Origin of the sequence: Aeromicrobium sp. HA (assembly GCF_027171405.1) — a bacterium.
GTDB lineage: Bacteria > Actinomycetota > Actinomycetes > Propionibacteriales > Nocardioidaceae > Aeromicrobium > Aeromicrobium tamlense.
On record NZ_CP114372.1, the window covers coordinates 2,428,471 to 2,449,148 of the forward strand.

26 protein-coding genes and 1 tRNA gene are annotated in these 20,678 nt (G+C 72.2%); 6 read left to right on the forward strand and 21 right to left on the reverse strand.

Going from position 1 to position 20,678, the window contains the following annotated elements; all coding sequences use genetic code 11:
* The first annotated feature begins 6 nt into the window (after positions 1–6).
* Both O3S82_RS11935 and O3S82_RS11940 read left to right on the forward strand, forming a co-directional pair.
* Positions 7–1,359, forward strand: a complete 1,353-nt coding sequence (locus O3S82_RS11935) for a TrpB-like pyridoxal phosphate-dependent enzyme (RefSeq protein WP_269303055.1) — start codon at positions 7–9, stop codon at positions 1,357–1,359.
* 13 nt (positions 1,360–1,372) lie between these two features.
* Complete coding sequence (locus O3S82_RS11940) at positions 1,373–1,939, forward strand: GNAT family N-acetyltransferase (RefSeq protein WP_269303057.1); 567 nt, start codon at positions 1,373–1,375, stop codon at positions 1,937–1,939.
* On the opposite strand, the gene O3S82_RS11945 is transcribed toward O3S82_RS11940, so the two are convergent.
* From O3S82_RS11945 to O3S82_RS12005, 13 genes are all read right to left on the reverse strand, one after another.
* Positions 1,929–2,879 carry a DUF6226 family protein gene (locus O3S82_RS11945; protein ID WP_269303059.1) on the reverse strand — a complete coding sequence of 317 codons (951 nt, stop codon included), beginning with the start codon at positions 2,877–2,879 and terminating at the stop codon, positions 1,929–1,931. The two genes, O3S82_RS11940 and O3S82_RS11945, sit on opposite strands and share 11 nt — an antisense overlap.
* Positions 2,842–3,558, reverse strand: a complete 717-nt coding sequence (locus O3S82_RS11950; RefSeq protein WP_269303061.1) for an ABC transporter ATP-binding protein — start codon at positions 3,556–3,558, stop codon at positions 2,842–2,844. The genes O3S82_RS11945 and O3S82_RS11950 overlap by 38 nt, the downstream gene beginning before the upstream one ends.
* Complete coding sequence (locus O3S82_RS11955) at positions 3,555–4,697, reverse strand: ABC transporter permease (protein WP_269303063.1); 1,143 nt, start codon at positions 4,695–4,697, stop codon at positions 3,555–3,557. The genes O3S82_RS11950 and O3S82_RS11955 overlap by 4 nt, the downstream gene beginning before the upstream one ends.
* Before the next feature lie 77 nt (positions 4,698–4,774).
* Positions 4,775–5,347: a TetR/AcrR family transcriptional regulator gene (locus O3S82_RS11960; RefSeq protein WP_269303065.1), complete on the reverse strand. Its 573-nt coding sequence runs from the start codon at positions 5,345–5,347 to the stop codon at positions 4,775–4,777.
* 7 nt (positions 5,348–5,354) lie between these two features.
* The gene (locus O3S82_RS11965) at positions 5,355–8,162 is read right to left on the reverse strand and encodes an esterase-like activity of phytase family protein (RefSeq protein WP_269303067.1); all 2,808 of its coding nucleotides are present in this window, start codon (positions 8,160–8,162) and stop codon (positions 5,355–5,357) included.
* A gap of 61 nt (positions 8,163–8,223) precedes the next feature.
* Positions 8,224–9,849, reverse strand: a complete 1,626-nt coding sequence (locus O3S82_RS11970) for a carbohydrate-binding domain-containing protein (protein WP_269303069.1) — start codon at positions 9,847–9,849, stop codon at positions 8,224–8,226.
* Complete coding sequence (locus tag O3S82_RS11975; protein WP_269303071.1) at positions 9,846–10,580, reverse strand: polyphosphate polymerase domain-containing protein; 735 nt, start codon at positions 10,578–10,580, stop codon at positions 9,846–9,848. Before O3S82_RS11975 ends, O3S82_RS11970 begins: the two co-directional genes overlap by 4 nt.
* Positions 10,577–11,119: a DUF4956 domain-containing protein gene (locus O3S82_RS11980; protein WP_269303073.1), complete on the reverse strand. Its 543-nt coding sequence runs from the start codon at positions 11,117–11,119 to the stop codon at positions 10,577–10,579. Before O3S82_RS11980 ends, O3S82_RS11975 begins: the two co-directional genes overlap by 4 nt.
* A 75-nt stretch (positions 11,120–11,194) precedes the next feature.
* Entirely contained in the window at positions 11,195–12,136 is a 942-nt protein-coding gene (locus O3S82_RS11985) for a quinone oxidoreductase family protein (protein WP_269303075.1), read from the reverse strand.
* A 41-nt stretch (positions 12,137–12,177) separates the two neighbouring features.
* On the reverse strand, positions 12,178–12,354 hold the full coding sequence (gene rpmF / locus O3S82_RS11990; protein ID WP_269303076.1) for a 50S ribosomal protein L32: 177 nt from the start codon (positions 12,352–12,354) through the stop codon (positions 12,178–12,180).
* 31 nt (positions 12,355–12,385) lie between these two features.
* The gene (locus O3S82_RS11995) at positions 12,386–13,468 is read right to left on the reverse strand and encodes a CobW family GTP-binding protein (protein WP_269303078.1); all 1,083 of its coding nucleotides are present in this window, start codon (positions 13,466–13,468) and stop codon (positions 12,386–12,388) included.
* The gene (ykgO, locus tag O3S82_RS12000) at positions 13,465–13,587 is read right to left on the reverse strand and encodes a type B 50S ribosomal protein L36 (RefSeq protein ID WP_179423598.1); all 123 of its coding nucleotides are present in this window, start codon (positions 13,585–13,587) and stop codon (positions 13,465–13,467) included. The genes O3S82_RS11995 and ykgO overlap by 4 nt, the downstream gene beginning before the upstream one ends.
* Positions 13,584–13,844 carry a type B 50S ribosomal protein L31 gene (locus tag O3S82_RS12005; protein ID WP_269303079.1) on the reverse strand — a complete coding sequence of 87 codons (261 nt, stop codon included), beginning with the start codon at positions 13,842–13,844 and terminating at the stop codon, positions 13,584–13,586. Before O3S82_RS12005 ends, ykgO begins: the two co-directional genes overlap by 4 nt.
* A gap of 58 nt (positions 13,845–13,902) precedes the next feature.
* Here O3S82_RS12005 and rpmB point away from each other — a divergent pair, with 58 nt between their 5' ends.
* From rpmB to rpsN, 3 genes are read left to right on the forward strand one after another with little or no spacing between them, the layout of a single operon-like run.
* Complete coding sequence (rpmB, locus tag O3S82_RS12010) at positions 13,903–14,139, forward strand: 50S ribosomal protein L28 (RefSeq protein ID WP_269303080.1); 237 nt, start codon at positions 13,903–13,905, stop codon at positions 14,137–14,139.
* The gene (gene rpmG, locus O3S82_RS12015) at positions 14,139–14,309 is read left to right on the forward strand and encodes a 50S ribosomal protein L33 (RefSeq protein ID WP_179423592.1); all 171 of its coding nucleotides are present in this window, start codon (positions 14,139–14,141) and stop codon (positions 14,307–14,309) included. The genes rpmB and rpmG overlap by 1 nt, the downstream gene beginning before the upstream one ends.
* Entirely contained in the window at positions 14,309–14,611 is a 303-nt protein-coding gene (gene rpsN, locus O3S82_RS12020; RefSeq protein WP_269303081.1) for a 30S ribosomal protein S14, read from the forward strand. Before rpmG ends, rpsN begins: the two co-directional genes overlap by 1 nt.
* Positions 14,612–14,676: 65 nt before the next feature.
* Here the strand turns inward: rpsN and O3S82_RS12025 are convergent.
* From O3S82_RS12025 to O3S82_RS12050, 6 genes are all read right to left on the reverse strand, one after another.
* Positions 14,677–14,749 (reverse strand) — tRNA-Ala (locus O3S82_RS12025).
* Positions 14,750–14,768: 19 nt separating this feature from the next.
* Entirely contained in the window at positions 14,769–15,476 is a 708-nt protein-coding gene (locus tag O3S82_RS12030; RefSeq protein ID WP_269303083.1) for a histidine phosphatase family protein, read from the reverse strand.
* Positions 15,473–15,832, reverse strand: a complete 360-nt coding sequence (gene rsfS / locus O3S82_RS12035) for a ribosome silencing factor (protein ID WP_269303085.1) — start codon at positions 15,830–15,832, stop codon at positions 15,473–15,475. The genes O3S82_RS12030 and rsfS overlap by 4 nt, the downstream gene beginning before the upstream one ends.
* Complete coding sequence (nadD, locus tag O3S82_RS12040; RefSeq protein ID WP_269303086.1) at positions 15,829–16,455, reverse strand: nicotinate-nucleotide adenylyltransferase; 627 nt, start codon at positions 16,453–16,455, stop codon at positions 15,829–15,831. Before nadD ends, rsfS begins: the two co-directional genes overlap by 4 nt.
* A 2-nt stretch (positions 16,456–16,457) precedes the next feature.
* On the reverse strand, positions 16,458–16,607 hold the full coding sequence (locus O3S82_RS12045) for a hypothetical protein (RefSeq protein ID WP_179423582.1): 150 nt from the start codon (positions 16,605–16,607) through the stop codon (positions 16,458–16,460).
* A gap of 13 nt (positions 16,608–16,620) precedes the next feature.
* Positions 16,621–17,865 carry a glutamate-5-semialdehyde dehydrogenase gene (locus O3S82_RS12050; RefSeq protein ID WP_269303089.1) on the reverse strand — a complete coding sequence of 415 codons (1,245 nt, stop codon included), beginning with the start codon at positions 17,863–17,865 and terminating at the stop codon, positions 16,621–16,623.
* 35 nt (positions 17,866–17,900) lie between these two features.
* On the opposite strand from O3S82_RS12050, the gene O3S82_RS12055 reads away from it, so the two are divergent.
* Entirely contained in the window at positions 17,901–18,953 is a 1,053-nt protein-coding gene (locus O3S82_RS12055; RefSeq protein ID WP_269303091.1) for an FUSC family protein, read from the forward strand.
* Here O3S82_RS12055 and O3S82_RS12060 read toward each other — a convergent pair.
* Positions 18,925–20,061, reverse strand: coding sequence for a serine hydrolase domain-containing protein (locus O3S82_RS12060; RefSeq protein WP_269303093.1), 1,137 nt, complete (start codon positions 20,059–20,061; stop codon positions 18,925–18,927). The genes O3S82_RS12055 and O3S82_RS12060 overlap by 29 nt on opposite strands.
* A gap of 20 nt (positions 20,062–20,081) precedes the next feature.
* Complete coding sequence (locus O3S82_RS12065) at positions 20,082–20,621, reverse strand: QsdR family transcriptional regulator (RefSeq protein ID WP_179423574.1); 540 nt, start codon at positions 20,619–20,621, stop codon at positions 20,082–20,084.
* Positions 20,622–20,678 lie beyond the last annotated feature (57 nt).

Consider the following 20,678-nt stretch of genomic DNA (forward strand, 5'->3'; position numbering starts at 1 on the left):
CGCCGCGTGACCGATCAGATCAGGTTCGTGCTCCCCGAGTCCGACATGCCCACGCACTGGTACAACATCGTCCCGGACTTTCCCACGCCGCCGCCTCCGCCGCTGCACCCGGGGACGCACCAGCCGGTCGGTCCCGACGACCTCGCGCCGCTGTTCCCGCCGGAGCTGATCGCCCAGGAGGTCACCTCCGAGCGCTTCGTCGAGATCCCCGAGCCCGTGCGCGACGTCTACCGCCAGTACCGTCCGTCGCCGCTCGTGCGCGCCCGGCGCTGGGAGCAGAGGCTCGGCACCTCGGCGCGCATCTACTACAAGTACGAAGGCGTCTCGCCGGCCGGCTCGCACAAGACGAACACGTCCGTGCCGCAGGTGTACTACAACGCCATCCACGGCATCACCCGCCTGACCACCGAGACCGGCGCGGGCCAGTGGGGCACGGCCCTGGCGTACGCGTGCTCGCTGTTCGGTCTCGAGTGCGAGGTGTGGCAGGTCGGCGCCTCGTTCGACACCAAGCCGCAGCGCCGCACCCTCATCGAGGTCTTCGGCGGCAAGGTCCACCGCTCCCCCAGCCGCCTCACGGAGTTCGGCCGCTCGTTGCCCGAGGACCACACCGGCTCGCTCGGCATCGCGATCAGCGAGGCCGTCGAGGTCGCCGCGCAGGACGAGACGATCAAGTACGCGCTCGGCTCGGTGCTGAACCACGTGCTGCTGCACCAGACGATCATCGGCGAGGAGGCGCTCAAGCAGCTCGCGCTGGCGGGCGAGGACGGCGCCGACCTCGTGATCGGCTGCGCCGGCGGCGGCTCGAACTTCGCCGGCCTCACCTTCCCGTTCCTGCGCGAGAAGCTCGCCGGCCACCAGTCGCCGCGGATCCTCGCCGTCGAGCCGGCCTCGTGCCCCACGCTCACGCGCGGCGAGTACCGCTACGACTTCGGCGACACGGGCGGCATGACCCCGCTGATGAAGATGTACACGCTGGGTCACGACTTCGTCCCGTCGCCGATCCACGCCGGTGGCCTGCGCTATCACGCGATGGCGCCGCTGGTGTCCCACGCCGTGCACGAGGGCCTGATCGAGGCGACGGCGCTGCACCAGAGCGAGTGCTTCGACAGCGCCATCGAGTTCGCGCGCACCGAGGGCATCGTCCCGGCGCCCGAGTCCTCCCACGCCCTGGCCCAGGCCCGCCGGGCCGCCTTGGAGGCCTCCGAGAACGGCACCGAGCCGGTCATCGTGGTGGGCCTGTCCGGTCACGGTCTGCTCGAGCTCGGCGCGTACGACTCGTACCTCAACGGCCGGCTCGAGGACGACCCGCTCTCGGACGAGGACCTGCAGGCGGCCCTGGCGAACGTCCCCGTCATCTGATCTGATGCGGGGCATGGCGATCGAGGTGCGCCCCGCCACGGAGTTCGAGGACGTCCGCACGATGGTGGGGCCCAAGCGGCCCGACTCCGACGTGTGCTGGTGCCTCAGCTACCGCGTGCCCGGCAAGGTCAACCGCGAGCTGCACCGGCAGGCCCGCGGCGAGAAGGTCCGCGAGCTGATGGCGCAGGGGCCGCCCGGCGTGCTGGCCTACGACGGTGACGAGGTCGTCGGGTGGGCCGCGATCCACCCGCGGGCCGACACCTCCTTCGCCACGAACCGCAAGATCCCGCACGTCGACGACCTCGAGGTCTGGAGCCTGTGGTGCGTCCGCGTCCGCCCCGGCCATCGCGGCCAGGGCATCGCGCACCACCTCGTCGAGGGCGCCGTGGCGTACGCGCGGTCCGAGGGCGCGCCCGCCGTCGAGGCGTACCCCGTCGACAACGAGGGGGCGAAGGTCGACCTCACGATGGCCTACGTGGGCACCCGTGCCCTGTTCGAGCGGGCCGGCTTCACGAAGGTCGCCGACACCGAGTCGGTCCTCAACCGGTTCCCGCGGGTGCTGATGCGCCTCAGCCTCTGAGCGGCCACGGACCCCATCGACGCGGCGTCGTCGGCACGTCCACCGGCTCCGGACTGCCGGACGACCAGCCTGCCTCGTAGCCCGAGTCCACCAGGTCGTCGTCGAACTCCACCTCGATCATCCAGGGAACGTCGCCGCTGGGCCCACTGCGCCACTCGCGCATCGTGCCCTCGACCAGCGCGAAGACCGCCCGCTCCAGCTCGTCGAGCAGGTCCGGAACGGATTCGTCGCAGGCGTCGCAGCCGCAGCCCGGCCACCAATTCCGGTACCGCAGGCCTGCGGTGATCTCGACGCCGGGAAGTCCCGCCAGTGGGAGGAGCACGGTGATTGGCGTGCCGTCGCCCGACGTCGGCGTGAGCGTGATCCGGGTCCGTTCGCCCTCCGGGTTCTCGGTCCGCTCTACGTCGTACGTGCGCTCGAGGTGGTCGATGAGCGCCCGGGCGACCTCGACGACCGGCGCGAACCGCTCCGGGTGCCGACAGGTGCTGTAGGAGTCCTCGGGCGGCTCCAGCCACCGGGAACCGTACTCGATCGGGCGTCCGTCGCCGTCGAGCCAACTTCCGAGGTCCAGTCTCGGGCGCACGTAGTTCCAGAGCCGCGTCCGCGGCACGGGGAACGGCAGCACGTGCGTCGCAGGATCGGCTCCGACCACGGAGGCTCCGCCGAACGCGTCCTCCACGACCGTCACCCGGTCGGTGGTCACCTCGCCGATGCGCACGGCGACGATGGCGCCGTCGGCCGTGAGGAGGGTGTAGGGATCGGCCAGGTAGCCGATGCCGCGCTCCTCCAGCGCTTGCTCGGCCTCGTGCCAGTCGACGCCGGGCGCCGTCACCCGCCGGCCGAGCAGGTCGTGGGCGACGACGCCGTCGCCCACGATCTCCAGCCAGCCGACCACCTCGCCGTCACCTCGGCGGTGCGGGATCCATCCCTCGGGCAGCATGCGCCAACTCTGTCAGAGTCCCGTCGACCATCTCCAGCACGCGGTCGCAGTGCCCGAGGACGTCGTGGTCGTGGGTGACCATGGCGACCGCGACGTCCGCGTCGCGCGCCCGGTCGGCCAGGACCTGCACCACCTCGTGGCTGCGGCGGCGGTCGAGGGCCGCGGTGGGCTCGTCGACCAGCAGCAGCGAGGGGTCGTTGACGAGGGCGCGCGCGATGCCCACGCGCTGACGCTCGCCACCCGACAGGTGGCCCGGGCGGTGCGTCGCCCGGTGCGCCATGCCGACCGCGTCGAGCACGGGCACGGGATCGACACGCCTCCGGCCGGCCAGCCGTCCGGCAAGGCGCACCTGGTCGGCGGCCGACAGCGCGGGCAGCAGGTTGCCGGACTGGAAGACGAAGCCGATGGTCGCCAGGCGGAACCGCGCCGCCGCCCCCTTCGACAGTGTCGAGAGGTCGGTGCCGTGCACGCGGACCGAACCCGAGTCGGGCTGCGACAGGGCACCGGCCACCGCCAGCAGCGAGGACTTGCCCGAGCCCGACGGTCCCACGACCGCGACGAGCTCTCCGGGGCGCACGGTCAGCGAGACGCCGTCGAGGGCGCGCACGCGCGAGTCTCCGTCGCCGAGCTCCAGCGTGGCGTCGACGATCTCGAGGGCGGGGGTGGGGTCAGTGGTCATCGTCGGCCTCCCAGCGCGGCGAGCGGGTCGATGCGAGTGATGCGCAGCACCGAGACGGCTGCGCCGAGCAGGCCAAGCACGATGGTGAGCGCGGAGGCGACGGCGATCGGGCCGGCCTCGAGCTCGAACGGCATCGCGGCGGGCATGACGGCGCCCATCGCGACGCCCGCGGCGACGCCGATGCCGGTGAAGACGACCAGGACGAGCGTGGCCTGGGCGAGGCTGTCGCGCAGCAGGTAGCGGCTGGAGGCGCCCATCGCGCGCAGCACCGCGAGGTCGCCGGCGCGCTGGATCGTCCAGACGGTGAAGAAGGCGCCCACGACGAGCGCGCAGATCACGTAGAGGAAGACCTGGATCATGCTGAGCGTCATCGTCTCGGCCTCGTACCCGGGCGAGGCGTTGAAGGACTCGGTGAGCGTCATGCTCGTCGTCCCGGCCTGCTCGTCGATCGCGGCGAGGTCCGGCTCGGCGCCGTCCTGCGCCTGCACGGCGATCGCGCTGTAGAGCGGGTAGTCGGCCGCCGCGACGGTCGCGGCGGTGGGCGCGCCGGGCTGGACGGCGTTCGACGCGATGAGCTGCCACGTCTCCAGCGGCAGGTAGGCGACGTCGACGTGGCCGAAGGTGGCCTGTCCCTCGGTGAACCCGACCACGGTCAGCTCCACGTCGATGCGGTCGAGCGTGACGACGGTGCCGATCCGGACGCCGTCGTCCTTCAGCGTCTCCGAGACGACGATGCCGTCCGGCGTGCCGAGTCCCTCACCGCTGGACGTGCCCGGGTTCAGGAATCCCCCGGCGTCGACACCGAAGAGCGTGAGGTCGACCTGCTGGTCCTCGTCGGTCGTGGAGTTCACGATGCTGACGCCCATCGGCTCGGCCGCGTCGACGCCCTCGGCGTCACGCCACGGCGCGAGCTGGTCCTCCTCGAGGATCGAGCGGCTGAAGGCGTTGTCCTTCATCGTGCCCTCGTCGAAGGCGACGGCGGTGACGGGCATGGCCTTCAGCCCGGACACACCGTCGTTGACCAGGCCGGTGGACAGGCCGGACAGCAGGACGACGAGCACGGAGATCAACGAGATCACCGTGCCCATCAGGACGAAGCGGCCACGGGCGAACCGCAGCTCGCGCAGCGCAAGGAACATGGGACTCCTCGAGGGTCGGCGCATCCCGACACACTGTCGGGAAGATACCGACAGTGTGTCACTCGAGCCCTGAGCGGTCAGTCTCGGGGCAGTCCCGACTCCAGCAGCGCGACGACGTCCGCGGCCGTCGACGCAGGATCGGCACCGTGCTGGACCGCCTGGACGCCTGCACCGAGGACACCGTGCACGAGGGGCACGAACCGCGCGGGCGCCCCGAGCTCGGCCGTCACCTCGGTGACCGGCCGCAACAGCTCGTCGTGCAGCACCATGAGGTCGTCGAGCCGGGCCGGCGAGAACTCGGCCTGGCGCAGGTGACCCTCCAGGTCGTGCTCGCCGTCGGCGGTCATCCGCATCGTCGTCTCGACGAGAGCCCGGAGCCGCTGCAGGCCGGGCTCGACGTCGCGCAGCGCCTCGGCCAGCGACTCGTTCCAGCGGCCGAACGCCTCGATCGCGACGGCCACCAGCAGGTCGTCCTTCGAGGGGAAGTAGTCGTAGAAGCTCGACCGCGACATCCCCGCACGCTCGGTGACCGTGCGGGGGTTGAGCCCCGCCGCGCCACCCTCCTTCAGGACGGCCTCGGCGGCGCGCACCAACGCGGCACGCTGTGCTGCGCGGTGCGCGCCGACCGTGGGCGCGGAGATCTTGGGCATCGGCCCATTATGGCCTGACGGTGACCTTCCGGGGCGCCGACGTCGAGGCCTTCGTCTGCGACGAGCCCACGTAGACCGCGCGGATCCGCTGGCCACCGGTCGAGCGCAGCCGGACCGTGGCGACGGCCTTGCCGTTCCTCAGGCTCACGGTCTTCAGGACGCGCCCGCCGGACACGAACCGGACCTTCCCCGTGGGCACGTGGCCCGCGGCGCGGACGGTCGCGACGACCTTGACCGGCTTGCCACGCTTCACACTGCCCTTCGCGGCGAGCGACGTCCGGCTCGCAGCCTTGACGACCGTGACGGTGACCGGCGTGCTCGTGGACGCCGCCGCCGAGGCCGAGCCCGTGAAGCGGGCCGTCAGCCGGTGGGTGCCGACCGCGAGGCGCGGCAGCGTCACCGTGGCCCTGCCACCCGTCACGCGAGCCCGCGCCACGACCTTCGACCCGTCACGCAGTTCGACCGAGCCGGCCGTGGCCGCTCCCCCGAGCGTCACCGTGGCGGCCAGGCGCGCACCGTACGCGGCGCGCGACGCCGAGACCTTCAGGCCCGTCGTCGTCGCGAGCTCCGCGCCGAACGCGGCGGAGGCCTTCCCGAGACGCAGGAACACCGTCTCGCCGGTGGCGTCCTTGAGGCCGTCGTTGTCGGTCACGGCGTACAGCGAGCCGTCGGCCGCGATCGTGAAGCCCTCGAGCTTCTCCTGCGTCCAGCCGTTCGTCGCCCGCAGCTGCGGGAGGACGTCGATGGCGAGTCGCTTCTCCACGACCGGCAGCTCGTCGCCGGAGTCCTTCGGGACCGAGAAGGTGTAGATCCGCTTGTTCCGGGCGGCAGGGCCGTTGAGCTTGTCGCGCTCGATGACCGCGAAGGTGTCGTCGTCGATCGCGGTGATCTCCGACAGGCCCACCCAGTCGCCGCTGCCGCGCAGCGGGCTCTCCAGCTCGTAGCCGAACCAGTGGAACGTGCCGTCGGCGACGTCGTACCGGCCGATCCGCACCACGTCCTCGCCGGTGAGCGGACGCTGGAGGGCGAACCAGACGTGCTCGCCGTCCGCGTCGTTCGTCGCGGTCACGCCCTCGAGACCCCACTTGCCCAGGCGCGCCGCGACGTCGGCGGGCAACGCGACGCGCTCCCGCACGGCCCCCGCGTCGTCGGTGCGCACGAGCACGTTGCCCGGGCCGGTCGCCCCTTCGGAGGCGAGCCAGAAGCCACCCTGGGGGCGCTTGATCAGGCCCTCGATGTCGAGCGCGGCCGGAGCCCCTCCGTCCGTGACCGCCACCGAGTCGGTGATCCGAGCCGGGGTGGCCGAGACGTCGACCCGGTAGAGCGTGCCGTTCTTGATCACGGTGTCGGCCGCGGTCCACAGCGTCTTCGCGTCCTTCGGGTCGCCGGACAGGGCGCCGAGCGCCTGCCAGCCGATCGGCGCGCCGCCCTGGTCGTCCGACACGATCGACGGGAACGCCGCCTTGCCGGGCTCCCAGGAGTAGAGGCCCACGGTGGCGCGGACGCCGACGCCGGCGTCGTCCGTCTCGCTGGACACCGCGAAGAGACCGCGCGACGGGATCGGCAGCAGGCCCTCGGGGCCGTTCGTCGTCGGCATGATCTGGACGAACTCCGGGTCGGCCGGATCGCTGACGTCGTACACGGCGACGAAGTTGCTGCGCTCGGAGCCGACGAAGGCGTACGGCGTGCCGTCGAACTCGGCGACCGCGAGGCCCTCCGGCTCGGCGCCCTTCTTGGCGGCCCGGTCGTCGTTGTGGAGGCCGTGCCGCACGGCGATCCGCTCGAAGGTGTTGCCGGCATCCCAGACGACGTCGCCGTCGGTGTCGAACACGGTCCAGCCGCGCGTGCCGCCCTTCCAGTCGCCCTCGTTGGCGGTGGCCAGGTGGTCGTCGCCGATCCAGGCGACGGCGTCGGGCTCGCGCGGGGCGGCGGCCAGTGAGTCGGTCAGCGAGATCGCGCCGTCCTTCTTCGCGTCGACGCCGGACAGCGCTACCGAGCCGGCGCTGAAGGCCTTCTCGACCTCACCTGTGGCGGTGTCGATCAGCACGATGCCGTTGTTCTCCTGGAGGGTCACGGCGAGCGTGCCCTTCCCGTTGATGGAGACGTACTCCGGCTCCGGGTCCGTCGGCTCGGCGATCCCGGCGGCGCCGAGCACCGCGGGGTCGAGGTCGACGCGGCGCAGGCTCCAGTCGGCCGGCGCGCCCTCGAGGTCGAGCAGCTGCACGAAGCCCGCCGGGGCCTGCGGCAGGTCGCCCTTGGCGCGGCCGGCCGGCGTCGCGTCCTCGTCGCGCTGGTTCTCGATCGCGATCGCCGCCACCGACGTGCCGGGGTCGAGGGCGATGGAGTCGGGCTGCCCGCCCAGGTCGATGCTGCGGACCCGCACGCCGTCGGACAGGCGCACGACGTCGAGCCGGCCGCTCGGCTCGGTGAAGGATGCGGAGGTGTCGACGACCACGAGGACGTACTTCCCGACGATGCTCACCGACGTGGGCTGGTCGTCGGCGTCGCCGAGCTCCTCCAGCGACAGCGAGCCCTCGCCGCGCGGCGACGACGGGTCGCTGATGTCGAGGAAGCCGATGCGCTTGCCGAGGGCATCGGTGTAGACGAGCGTCCGGCCGTCGTCGGACACCGCCGAGATCTCGGCGACCGTCTCGGCCGAGGCGGGGGTGCCCGCCGGGACGTTCTGGAACACGGGGTACGTCGCGACCCGGTGGAAGGACTTCTCGGGCGCCGCGTCCGCGGCGGAGGTGGTCAGGAGCGGGAGGGCCGTGGCCAGCACGGCGGTGCCGGCGAGGCACGCGAGGGAACGAGACACGGCGTCACCCTGACGGGCCCGGCCCAACTCCGGGCCGCGTCAGGCTGAACGCCGCGTGAACTCATTCCTGCCGGTCGGGTGGCGCCATGTCGCCGCCGGGACCACCGCCGGCCGGGCCACCGCCCCCGGGGCCGCCGCCCATGCCGCCGCCGGTGGACTCCCCCGCCGTGACCGACGCGACCTGCTGACCGTCGACCAGCACGGTGTACGTCCGCCCCGCCTCGATGTCGTCGTTCGCGACCACGAGGTTCGCGGCCGCCTTGGAGAGGGTGTGCGTCGCGACCTCCCGGCCGTCCTCGTCCTGCACGGTCACCTCGGCGCCGGCGGCCGCGGTGCCCAGGCTGGCCTGGAGCCAACCCTGCTCCGACCCGTCGGCAGGAGCCTCGGCCATGCCGGCGCTGCCGACCGCGACGAGCGATCCGCCGTCCACCGTCGTTCCGCCGGCGGCGTCGAGCGCGCCGTTCCCGTCGCGTGTCGGTCCGTCGACGACGACCGTGCCGCCCGTGATCGTGCTGGTGCCGTTCGAGTCCAGTCCGTCGCCCTCGGCGTCCACCGTGACAGTGCCGCCCGCGATGACCAGTTCGACGCCGTCCTCGGCCGCCATCGACTCGCCCGAGCCGCTGGACGCGTTGACGCCGTCGTCCGTCGCCGTGAGGTCGACCGTCCCGTCCGTGATGCTCACGACCGTGCCCTGGATCGCCTCCTCGGAGTCGTCGACGGTGACCTCGCCGCCGGAGATCGCCACGATCGCCCCGGCGTTGATCCCCTTCTGCGACGGGTCCTGCTCGTCCGCCGGGGCGGTCGCGGTGACGTCGAGGGATCCCGAGACCACCAGCGCGTCGGTCGTGGCCGAGATCCCGTCGTCGCCCACGTCCGCGGTCACCGTGGCGCCGTCGAGGAGGACGTAGCCCGTGCCGTCCTCGGTGTCGTCGTCCGACTTGAGGCCGTCGCCGCCGGCACGGATCTCGATCGTGCCGCCGTCGAGGGCGAGGTAGTCCTTGCCGCGGATGCCGTCGTCGCCGGCCTCCACCGTGATCTCGCCGCCCAGCACCACGAGTCCGTCCTTCGACGTGATGCCGTCGGCCTCCTGCGAGGTCACGGACAGGGCGCCCGAGCCCGCGATGGTCAGGTCGTCCGACGACCACAGCGTCGCGTTCGCCGCGTCCTCCTCCTCGTCGTCCGCCGCCGAGCCCGCGCCGTCGGCCAGCGCGTTCTGCGATCCCTCGGCCAGCACCACGGTCACCGCGTCGGCCTGCGTCACGACGAGGGGCGAGTCCGACTCCGACGTGATGTCGACGCCGTCGAGCACGAGCCTCACCTCGCCGTCCCCCTCGCTCGACACGACGACGCGGCCGTCGTCGAGCGAGCCGGACAGCACGTACGTCCCGGCCGCGGAGATCGTCACCGTGTCACCGTCGACCGTCGCCGCGCCCTCGTCCGAGCTGGTGGAGCCGCCGTCGGCGAGCGTGATGGTCGTGGCGCTCGCGGTGTCGACGGTGTCCTCGGCGTCGTCGCCGTCCGCGTGCGGCTCCGCGTTGTCGGCGAGGGCCTCCTGAGCCGTCACGGCGCCCGTGGCCGAGGTCGAGCCCGCGGCGGCCTCCTCACCACCGCACGCGGACAGCAGCAGCAGCAGTCCGGCGGCGGCGGTGGACAGAGCGATGCGGTGCTTCCAGGTCGAGGTCTTCATCGGATCTCCTTGAGGATGCGCGCCCACTTCAGGCGCGGCAGGTCGGGGTCGAGCGCAGCCAGACCGACCGCGAACTTCGAGAGGGTGGTGGGTCGGTGGCCCCGGCGCCACAGCAGCCGGTCGAACGCCGACGGGGTGGAGGGGCTCTTGGTCTCAACGATCGCGAGCCCCGGGCGCGCGAGGTGGGCGTCTCGCTCGCCGCGCAGGTCGGTCCAGCCGAGGTCGTGGTCGATCGTCACGCGGCTGCCCTCCGGCAGGAGCAGGGTGCGGCGTCGGTACGAGGTCACCACGACCGGCCGCAGGTCGGCGGCCGTTACGCCCGTGATCCGGCCGACCGCCAGGGCCGCGTCGACGAACGCCGCGTCGAGTCCGGGGTACTCGATCCGCTCCTTTACGGTGGTGCCGCGCGGTCCCGGGACCTTCACCTCGAGCCACGTCGTCCCGGTGTCCACGTACGAGCGGGAGCGCACCTTGAACCGGCGCCGGCGTCCCCGGCCCGCCAGGTGGAAGGCCGCGAGATCGGCGGTGTCGTAGTACGTCGAGCGGTAGGCGAAGGCGCGCCGTCCGTCGATCTCGAGCTCGCGCGTCCCCTCCGGAGCGGCGTCGAGCAGCGAGGCCACCTCGTCCGCCGGGACCAGGTACTTCCGGTCGACCCGCGTCAGCAGCGCGGCGTCGTCGACCAGCTCGTCCAGCCCGATCGGCGCGAGCCGCTCGGGGGCCACGAGCGTCATCGGGCGCCACCGTGGACGACGAGCGTCGTCGTGTCGTTCACCAGGTCGGTCCGCCGGACCTCGATCTTCGCCGGCTCGGCGCCCAGCAGCGCCTCGAGGTGCGCGGCCAGCTCACCGCGATCGGTGATGGCGCGGTCGATCACGAGCTCCTGGCGGCTGCCGCCGATCGTGAAGCGCTGGTGGTCGCCGATCCACAGCACCGCGAGCAGCGCCACCATGAGCGCCGGCGCGAGCCACGAGTCGGCCGGCGCGAGCCCGCCCAGCAGGCCCAGCGCGAGGGCCACGAAGTAGTAGGCGACCTCGCGCTGCGAGAGCTCCTCGGACCGCAGTCGGATGATCGACAACACGCCGAAGATGCCCAGCCCGAGTCCGGCGCTGACGCCACTCGAGGACAGCACCGCCGCCACGGCGAGGACGCCGACGTTGACCGCGAGGTACGCCACGACGAGCTCGCGGCGGCCGCCGCGTGGGAGGAACAGGACGAAGACCATCACCGCGACGGCGACGAGGTCGGCTGCGTAGCCCAGGTAGGAGTTCATGGTGAACAGCAGACCAACGGCACGTCAGCCGTCCATGTGGGCTCGTTGTGCGCCTGCTGTGGGCGCGGGCGTGCGTCAGGGCACGAGGACGATCTTGCCCCGCACGCCACCCTGCTCGCTGAGGCGATGCGCCTCGACGGCCTCGTCGAGCGGCAGCACCGCGCCGATCTCGACCTCGAACGAGCCGGCGGCGATGAGCGGCAGGACCACGCCGAGCGCCTCGTTCCGCCAGCCCTGCTGCTCGGGCGTCAGCGGCTCGGGCGAGCCGCCGGACCACGCCTGCAGGCCCAGCTCGTGGTACTGCGCGCCCTGGACGATCGTGCCGATGCGGGTGCGGTCGACCAGTGCGAGGCTGGCCTCCAGGGCCTCCTCGGTGCCGGCGCAGTCGAGCGAGACGGTGTAGCCCTCCGGAGCCGCCTCACGCAGTCGGTCCAGCAGGCCCTCGCCGTACGTCACCGGGACCGCGCCGAGCTCGCGCAGGCGGTCGTGGTTGGCCTCGCCGGCCGTGGCCACGACCTGCGCGCCGCGCGAGCGTGCCAGCTGGATCGCCGCCTGGCCCACGCTGCCCGAGCCGCCGTGCAGGAGCAGGCGATCACCCGTCTCCACGCCCAGCGAGTTCAGCACCTGGTAGGCCGTGGAGACCGGCACGCCGAGCGCCGCGGCCACCTCGAAGTCGACGCCTGCGGGGAGCGCCGTGAGGTTCGCCGGGTCGGCCAGCACGTGCGTGGCGTAGGTGCCCTGGGTGTTCTGCAGGACGACCGCGTCACCCGGGCCGCAGCCGTCGACGCCCTCGCCGACCGCCACGATGACGCCCGCGCCGTCGAAGCCCACGCGCCTCGGCTCCTCGAACGGGGGCGACGGCCGGATGCCGGCCCGCAGCTTCGTGTCGATCGGGTTCACGCCGGCGGCCCGGATGCCGACGAGCACCTGGCCCTCGCCGGGCAGGGGCTCAGGTCCCTCCGTCACCTCGAGGACCTCGGGTCCGCCGGTCTGGGTGTACGTCACGTAGCGCGCCATGCGACCAGTCTGGCGCAGACGCCCAGCGGCCGGGGACCGTCTCAGCCGCGGCGGTCGAGGTCGAGCAGGCCCCGGTGGGCCGCCTTCACCAGCCGGCGCGGCACGCGGTGGACGCGGCCGTCGATCTCCACGGGGACGAGGTCGGCTGCCGTGGCCTTCCACGACGAGCGGCGGTGACGGGTGTTGCTGCGGGACAGCTTGCGCTTGGGAACGGCCATGACGGCTCCTTCGGAGAGGGATGTGGTCGGGTCAGGCGGCGCGGCGGATGGGACCGAGCCAGGCCTCGAAGCCGTCCTCGGTCACCTCCCAGTACGGGCCGCGCTCGTGCATCTCGGCATCGGTGAGCACGCAGGACGCGAAGGCGCGCTCGAGCTCATCGCGACCGTCGTCCACGCCGACGACCGTGATCCGCGTGAGCGGACGGGTACGCCCCCACGTCTCGGTCGAGCCGACGCTGAGCTGGCCGCCGGCACCGTCCCACACGCAGACCTGCCCCGGGCGCGACGGCAGCCAGAAGCAGCCACGCGAGCGCCGGGGACCGCCCCCGAGGACGGCGATCGCGTCGCGGAGCCGCTCGGGGTGGAACGGCCGATCGGACGTGAAGTCCAGCACCCAGGCGGACGCGAGCCCGCGATCCGGCAGCGCGTCGCGACGCACCTCCGCGACCCACGACTCGTTCGCGCGGTGGTCGTGGACGCCCGCCACGAGAGGCTGGGTGTCGACCTGGCTGAACGACTCCACGACCGGCACGCCGGGCCGCACCAGCGCCCGGAGGACCTCGCGCTCCTCGGCGTCGAGGGTGTCCCCGACCGCCACGACGTCGGCGTACTCCACCATCGCGCAGGCGACCTCGGCCACCCCGCGGCTGTCGTCGGCGCGCACCGCGAGGTCGCGCTCGTTGACCAGGTCGTCGCCGAGGAGGTCGTCGAGCAGGGTGTCGCTCGACAGGGCCACGAGCGATGCGGCGATGCGCACGTGCGGCACCTGGCGTGGCGCCCAGCCGATCACCCGGCAGACCTGCACCGCCTCCGCCGTGACGGGCAGCTGGGCGATGATGGTCTCCCAGCGGCCGTCGGCGCCGAGCCGCTCCAGCGTCGGCACGACGTCCTCGCGGATCGCGCAGCTCACACAGGCGTGCTCGACGTCGATCTCGGTCCGCTCGACGACCCCCGTGGCGTCGCTGACGATCCGCCACAGGACCTCGCGCTCGGGGTCGATCACGTGGCGCACCGAGACCGCGCACGGCAGGTCCCACTGCAGGGCGATCGCCGCGGCGGCCATGGGCTCGTCCTCGACGCCGCTGACGAGGACCACGGGCACTGCCGGCGTCATCCCTGTCGCGCCTTCAGCCGCGGGTTGCGCTTGTTGATCACGTACGTGCGCCCGCGGCGGCGGACGACCTGCGACCCGGGCTGGTCCTTCAGCGACCTCAGTGAGTTGCGCACCTTCATCGGCTCGCTCCTTCCGTGGGGGTTCCGTAGCGGCGTCGGAAGCGCTCGACGCGGCCCTCGGTGTCGACGACCCGGCCGCGGCCCGTCCAGAACGGGTGGCTGGCGCTGGAGATCTCGACGTCGACGACCGGGTAGGTCACGCCGTCGATCTCGAGGCGCTCGTCGCTCGTGAGGGTCGAGCGGGTCAGGTAGGTGGTTCCGGCCGACTTGTCCCGGAAGACCACGGGCTCGTAGGTGGGATGGATGTCCTTCTTCACGGTCTCCTGCTAACGTCGTAGTTGACAATGATTATCATTCTACATCATGGAGGTGTGCATGTCGCGTGTCTGCCAGGTCACCGGCGCCCAGCCGGGATTCGGCCACCGGGTCTCCCATTCCCACCGGCGCACGAAGCGACGGTTCGACGTCAACGTCCAGACGAAGCACTACTGGGTGCCGAGCCTCGGACGGCGCGTCACGCTCACGCTCAGCCCGCGCGGCATCAGGACGATCGACCGCCGGGGCATCGATGCGGTCGTCGCCGACCTGCTCGCCCGAGGGGTGAGGATCTGATGGCGCGTCGCGGTCACGACGTGCGGCCCATCGTGAAGCTCCGGTCCACCGCCGGGACCGGGTTCACCTACGTCACGCGCAAGAACCGGCGCAACGACCCCGACCGGCTGCTGCTGCGCAAGTTCGATCCCGTCGTCCGCCGGCACGTCGACTTCCGGGAGGAGCGCTGATGGCGAAGCGGTCGAAGATCGTCGCGAACGAGCGCCGCCGGCAGGTCGTGGCGCGTCATGCCGCTCGTCGGGCCCAGCTGAAGGAGGCCGTCCGGACGGCCGTCACCCCGGACGAGGTCCGCTCGTCGGTGCGCGCCCTGGCCCGGCTCCCCCGCGATGCCAGCCCCGTCCGCGTCCGCAACCGCGACCAGGTCGACGGGCGTCCGCGCGGGCACGTGGGGAAGGCGGGACTGTCGCGGATCCGGTTCCGCGAGGCGGCCCACCGCGGCGAGCTGCCGGGGATCAAGAAGTCCAGCTGGTAGGCGTCGCCACCACCCGGAAACGCAGCAGGTCCGGATCCTCGGTGAGGATCCGGACCTGTGTCCTGTGGAGCATAGGAGATTCGAACTCCTGACCTCTTCCATGCCATGGAAGCGCGCTACCAACTGCGCCAATGCCCCTCTAACAACCTCCGTAAGATTACACGGCCGGTGCCGAGTTGCCCAAACCGGGGTCCGGTTCGTCGGCCTCGTCGTCCGACATGACCGGCTCGGGCAGGGATCCGGAGTTCCACTCCGAGAGCCGCCACTGCGACCACTCCTCGTAGCGGGCCTCCTGCAGCACCGACCAGTGGCAGTTCGACAGGCCGCCGAACTGGCGCCACGACTCCTCGGCGATGCCCAGGAACGACAGGATGCCCGTACGCAGGACGGCACCGTGGGCGACGACCACGAGGGTCTCCCCCAGCGGCAGCGCGTCGAGGTGGTCGCGCAGGGCGACCTCCAGACGGGCACCGGCCTGCGCGTGCGTCTCGGCGCCCTCGATGCGGGTCTCGTCGCCGTCGGCCCAGGCCTGCATCTCGGCTGGGAAGCGCTCCCACGACTCGCGCCACGTCAGTCCCTCGCGGGCGCCGAACGCGAGCTCGCGCAGGCGCGGGTCGAGCTCGACCTCCAGGCCCGTGCGGTCGGCGAGGGCCTGGGCCGTGTCGGCCGCACGCGACAGGTCGGAGCTGACGATCCGCACCGGGCGCAGCGACGCCAGACGGGCGGCCGCATCGACGGCCTGCTGGCGGCCGACCTCGTCGAGCGGGATGTCGGTCTGGCCCTGCACGCGGCCGGCCACGTTCCACTCGGTGCGCCCGTGCCGCCACGCGATGACGCGGCGGCCGGGGTTGAAGCCCGGCTTCACGACAGCTTCAGGTCGATGGTCGGGCAGTCGCTCCAGAGCCGCTCGAGGGCGTAGAACGCGCGCTCCTCGGAGTGCTGGACGTGGACGACGATGTCGCCGTAGTCCATGAGGATCCAGCGCGACTCGCGCTGGCCCTCGCGGCGGATGGTCTTGGCGCCGATCTCGAGCAGCTTCTCCTCGATGGAGTCCTTGACGGCGTTCATCTGCGGCTGGTTCGAGGCCGAGCACAGCAGGAAGACGTCGGTGATGGCCAGCTGCTCGGAGACGTCGAAGGCGATGATGTCGGCCGCCTGCTTGTCGGCGGCGGCGGCAGCAGCGGCACGAGTCAGTTCGATCGCGCGATCGGTGGCGGTCATACGGGGTCCTTGGGTGGGTCGTGGGGTTGGTAGAGGCCGTGCTTGCCGATGTACTGGACGACGCCGTCGGGCACGAGGTACCAGACCGGCTCGCCGCTGTGCACGCGTGCGCGGCAGTCGGTGGAGCTGATCGCCAGGGCCGGGATCTCGACGAGCGTCACCCGCTCCTTCGGCAGGCCCTCCAGGGTGGACTCGTCCATCTCGTGGCCGGGTCGCGTACAGCCGACGAAGTGGGCCAGCTCGAACAGCTCGCCGTGGTCGCGCCACGTGAGGATCGCGGCCATCGCGTCGGCGCCGGTGATGAAGTACAGCTCGTCGTTCGGGTACGTCGCGGCGAGCTCGCGCAGGGTGTCGATCGTGTAGGTCAGGCCCGCGCGGTCGATGTCCACGCGGCTCACCCGGAAGCGCGGGTTGGCGGCCGTGGCGATGACCGTCATCAGGTAGCGGTCCTCCGGCGGCGAGACCTCACGGTCGGACTTCTGCCAGGGCTGGCCGGTGGGGACGAACAGGACCTCGTCGAGGTCGAACCACGACTGCACCTCGCTGGCGGCAACGAGGTGTCCGTGGTGGATGGGATCGAACGTGCCGCCCATCACGCCGATGCGGCGGCGACGGTCGGTCATGCTCAGGTGTGCTCGCGACCCAATCCGAACAGGAACGTGATGAGCAGCAGCAGCATCAGGACTCCGAGGGCGATGCCGCCGACCACCCAGTGGTTGATCGCGGCCTCGCCGTGTTCGGCCACTTCCTCGGCGGCCAGCATCAGATCGAGCATGGGCGACAATCTATCAGCGCGTCTGACCGGTGCCGGTCACCACGTAGGTGGTCGTGGTCATCTCGGTCAGGCCCATGGGCCCGCGGGCGTGCAGCTTCTGCGTGGAGATGCCGATCTCGGCGCCGAACCCGAACTCCCCGCCGTCGGTGAACCGGGTGGAGGCGTTGACCATCACGGCGGCCGAGTCGACGCCCATCGTGAAGCGCCGGGCGGCGTCGAGCGAGCGCGTGACGATCGCCTCGGTGTGCCCAGAGGTGTAGCGCCGGACGTGGTCGACCGCCTCGTCGAGCGAGTCCACCACGCGGGCCGCGATCTGCGCGTCGAGGTACTCGGTGGCGTAGTCGTCCTCGGTGGCCTCGTCGACCCCGTCGAACGCGCCGAAGGCCTCGTCGCCGTGGATCGCGACGCCGCGGTGCTGCAGCTCCTTCACGACGCGGGGCAGGAACTCGTCGGCGACCGCGCGGTGCACGAGCAGCGACTCGGCGGCGTTGCAGACGCTGTTGCGCTGGGTCTTGGAGTTCAGGACGATGTCGAGCGCCATGTCGAGGTCGGCGTCCGCGTCGACATAGACGTGCACGTTGCCCGTGCCGGTCTCGATGACGGGCACGGTGGACTGCTCGACGACCGTGCGGATCAGGCCGGCGCCGCCGCGCGGGATGACGAGGTCGACCAGGCCCCGCGCGGTCATGAGGTCGGTGGAGGTGCTGCGGTCCTCGGCGCTGATGGCCTGGATCGTGTCGGCGGGCAGCCCGGCCGAGGCGACGGCGTCGCGCATGATCTCGACGATGACGGCGTTCGAGCGTCGGGCCGAGCGCGAGCCGCGCAGCAGCGACGCGCTGCCGGCCTTGAGACAGATGGCCGCGGCATCGGCGGTGACGTTCGGGCGGCCCTCGTAGATCATGCCGATCACGCCCATCGGCACGCGGATCTGCTGCAGCTGCAGGCCGTTCGGCAGCGTCGAGCCGCGCACGACCTCGCCGATCGGGTCGGGCAGCGCGGCGATGTCGCGCACGCCCTGCGCGAACGCGGCCACGCGGCCGGCATCGAGCGCGAGGCGGTCGATGACGTTCTCGGGCGTGCCCTCCGCCCGCGCCTCGGCCACGTCCTCGGCGTTCGCCGCGACGATGCGATCGGTGCCGGCGACGAGCGCCTCGGCCATCGCGGTCAGCGCCGCGTCCTTGTCCTTGCGCGTCGCGAGCGCCAGCACGCGCGCGGCGTCACGCGCGCGCAGAGCAGCCTCACGGACCTCGGTACCCATGCGGCGAGTCTAGTGGCGCGAACTAGGCTCGGGAGGTGCCCTCGTCCGACTCGCCGCTGCGCCGGTCCTGGCGGTCGCTGACCGAGTTCGCACCACACGGCCACGCCCACTGGATCGCGCTGCGGGCCGGTGTCAGCTTCGGCGTCCCGCTGCTCCTGCTGTGGGCGATCGACCGTCTCGACCTCGCCCTGCCGGCCACCTTCGGCGCCTTCACCGCGCTGTACGGGCGGGCGAACGCGTACCGGTCCCGCGCAGCCATGCAGACCTCCGCCGCGATGGTGCTCGTCGCCGCCGTCGCGCTCGGCACCACGCTGGCAGCCGCAGAGGTCGGGCCGTGGGTCCTCGCACTCGCGCTCACGGCGGCGGCCGCGCTCGCCACGCTCGCCTCGATCGCGTGGTCGTGGCACCCGCCCGGCGCCCTCTTCCCCGTCTTCGCCGTGGGTGCCACGAGCAGCACGGGTGCCGCCGCGAGCGAGGTCCTGCCGCACGTGGCCGTGGCCGCCGCGACCGCGGTGCTGGCCCTCGTGGTGGGCACGCTCGGCGCTCTCACGCCGTCGCGTCGCAGGCCGCGGTCAGCCTGGGACGCTCCCCTGCACCGCGCGCTGCACGGCCCGTGCACCCTGGAGGAGGTCGCCCGGGTCGCCCTCGTCGTCGGAGCGGCAGGAGCCTTCGCCGTCGCGCTCGACCTCGGTCACGCGTACTGGGCCGCGGTCGGCGGCGCGGCCGTGGCCTCCGGGCCCAGCACCGGTCACCAGGTCCTGCGCGGTCTGCACCGCGCCGTCGGCACGACCGTCGGCGTGGTCGTCGCGGGCGGGCTGCTCGCCCTCGAGCCGAACCCGCTCGCGACGATCCTCGTGGTCATCGTCCTGCAGGTGATCGCCGAGCTGCTGGTGGGTCGCAACTACGCCGTCGCCCTCGTCGCGATCACGCCGTGCGCCCTGCTGATGGTGAGCCTCGGCTCGGACGCCCCGGCCTCCACACTCGTGTTCGACCGGGTGGTCGACACGGTGCTCGGAGTCCTCGTGGGACTCGCGATCGTGCTGGGGTGGGACCGCTGGTTCACCGCACGGCGGCGAGGATCTCGGTGATGTACCCCGCCGATCGCTCCGAGCCGATGATCCCGGGCGCCATCTTGTTCATGACGTAGGAGAACGTCAGTCCACGGTCCGGGAGCATCACGGTCATCGAGCCGCCCCAGCCGCCCCAGAAGCAGATCCGCTCGTCCGGGAGGTACGGCAGCGTCTCCAGCTCGGGCAGGGCGAAGCCGATGCCGAACCGCAGCGGCACGCCCAGCACGAGGTCGACGCCGTGCGACTGCTCGCGGAAGATCTGGTCGATCGTGCCCTTCGAGAGCAGCCGGACCCCGTCGACCTCTCCCCCGCGCGACACGACCGAGAAGGCACGGGCCAGCGCGCGGGCGTTCGTGTGCCCGTTGAGCGCGCCCAGCTCGGCCCGACGCCACGGGATCGTGTTCGCGGCGTTCGCGTCGGCCACCGGACCCGTGAACGTCTTGACCATCGGCGAGTCCATCGCGACGGCGCTCAGGTCGATGTCCAGCGGCGGCGGGGGCACGATCTCGGCGATCCGGTCGTCGTCCTGCTCGGTGGCGCCGATCTGCAGGTCGACGCCGAGCGGGCCCGCGATCTCCTCGGCCACGAACCGCGTGAGCGTGCGGCCGCTGACCCGCCGGACGATCTCGCCCAGCAGGTGGCCCTGGTTCTGCGCGTGGTAGCCCGAGGCGGTGCCCGGCTCCCACCACGGCGCCTGCTCCGCCAGCCGCGCCGTCGACGCCTCGCGGTCGAACATGTCCTCCAGCACGAACGGCTGCTCCCAGCCCGAGACGCCCGAGGTGTGCGACATGACGTGGCGGACCAGCACGCCCTCCTTGCCGTTCTGGGCGAACTCGGGCCAGTACGTGGCCACCGGCGCGTCGAGGTCGACGAGGCCGCGCTCCACCAGCACGAGGACCGCCAGCGCGGAGATCTCCTTGGTGGTGGACCAGACGTTGACGATCGTGTCGCGGGCCCACTCGCGGGTGCGGGCGACGTCGGCATGCCCGCCCCACAGGTCGACGAGGGTCTCGCCGTCGAGGTCGACGGCAATGGCGGCGCCGAGCTCCTCGCCGGACTCGAGGTTCGCGGCGAAGAGGTCGCGCAGGCGGTCGAAGCGGGGGTCGGCGGTTCCGTGGGGGGTCATGTCTCTCTCTTTCCTTCCGGTCACCCGAGCAGGGCGACGAAGACCTGGTACGCCGCGTCGGCGTCGGGGGTGCCGCCCGTGATGAGGTCGGCGTAGATGAACGACTCGGCCACCCGGACGACGACGAACGCGAGCTCGTCGGACGGGAGGTCGACCGGTCCGGGCGGCTCGGTCTGGATGAGCTCGCGCACGAGGGCGAGCATTCGTGCCTGGTTGGGCTGCTCGGATGTGGTGAGGATGCGCAGCGCCCGGGCCGGGTCACGGTGCAGGAACGCGCGGAACCAGGGCTCGTCGATCAGCAGCTGCACATAGGCGCGCAGGATGCTGGCGGCCCGGTGCTCGGTCCCCGGCGGGTGCTCCGCCACGACCCGGGGCCAGGCGATCTGCTCGGTGGTCTCCCACAGCGCGTCGGCGACCAGGCGGTCACGACGGCCCACGCGCCGGAACACGGTGCTGCGGTCGACGCCCACTTCTGCGGCGACCTTGCCCACGTCGACCGGCTCGCCCGCGATCAGCGCGTGCCGGGCCGCTCGCACGAGCTGCTGCCGGGTCTGGTCCACGTCCCGCATCCTGCCGTATGACGTGGGTCACATGCAATGTTTTTCAGATTTGGTGCA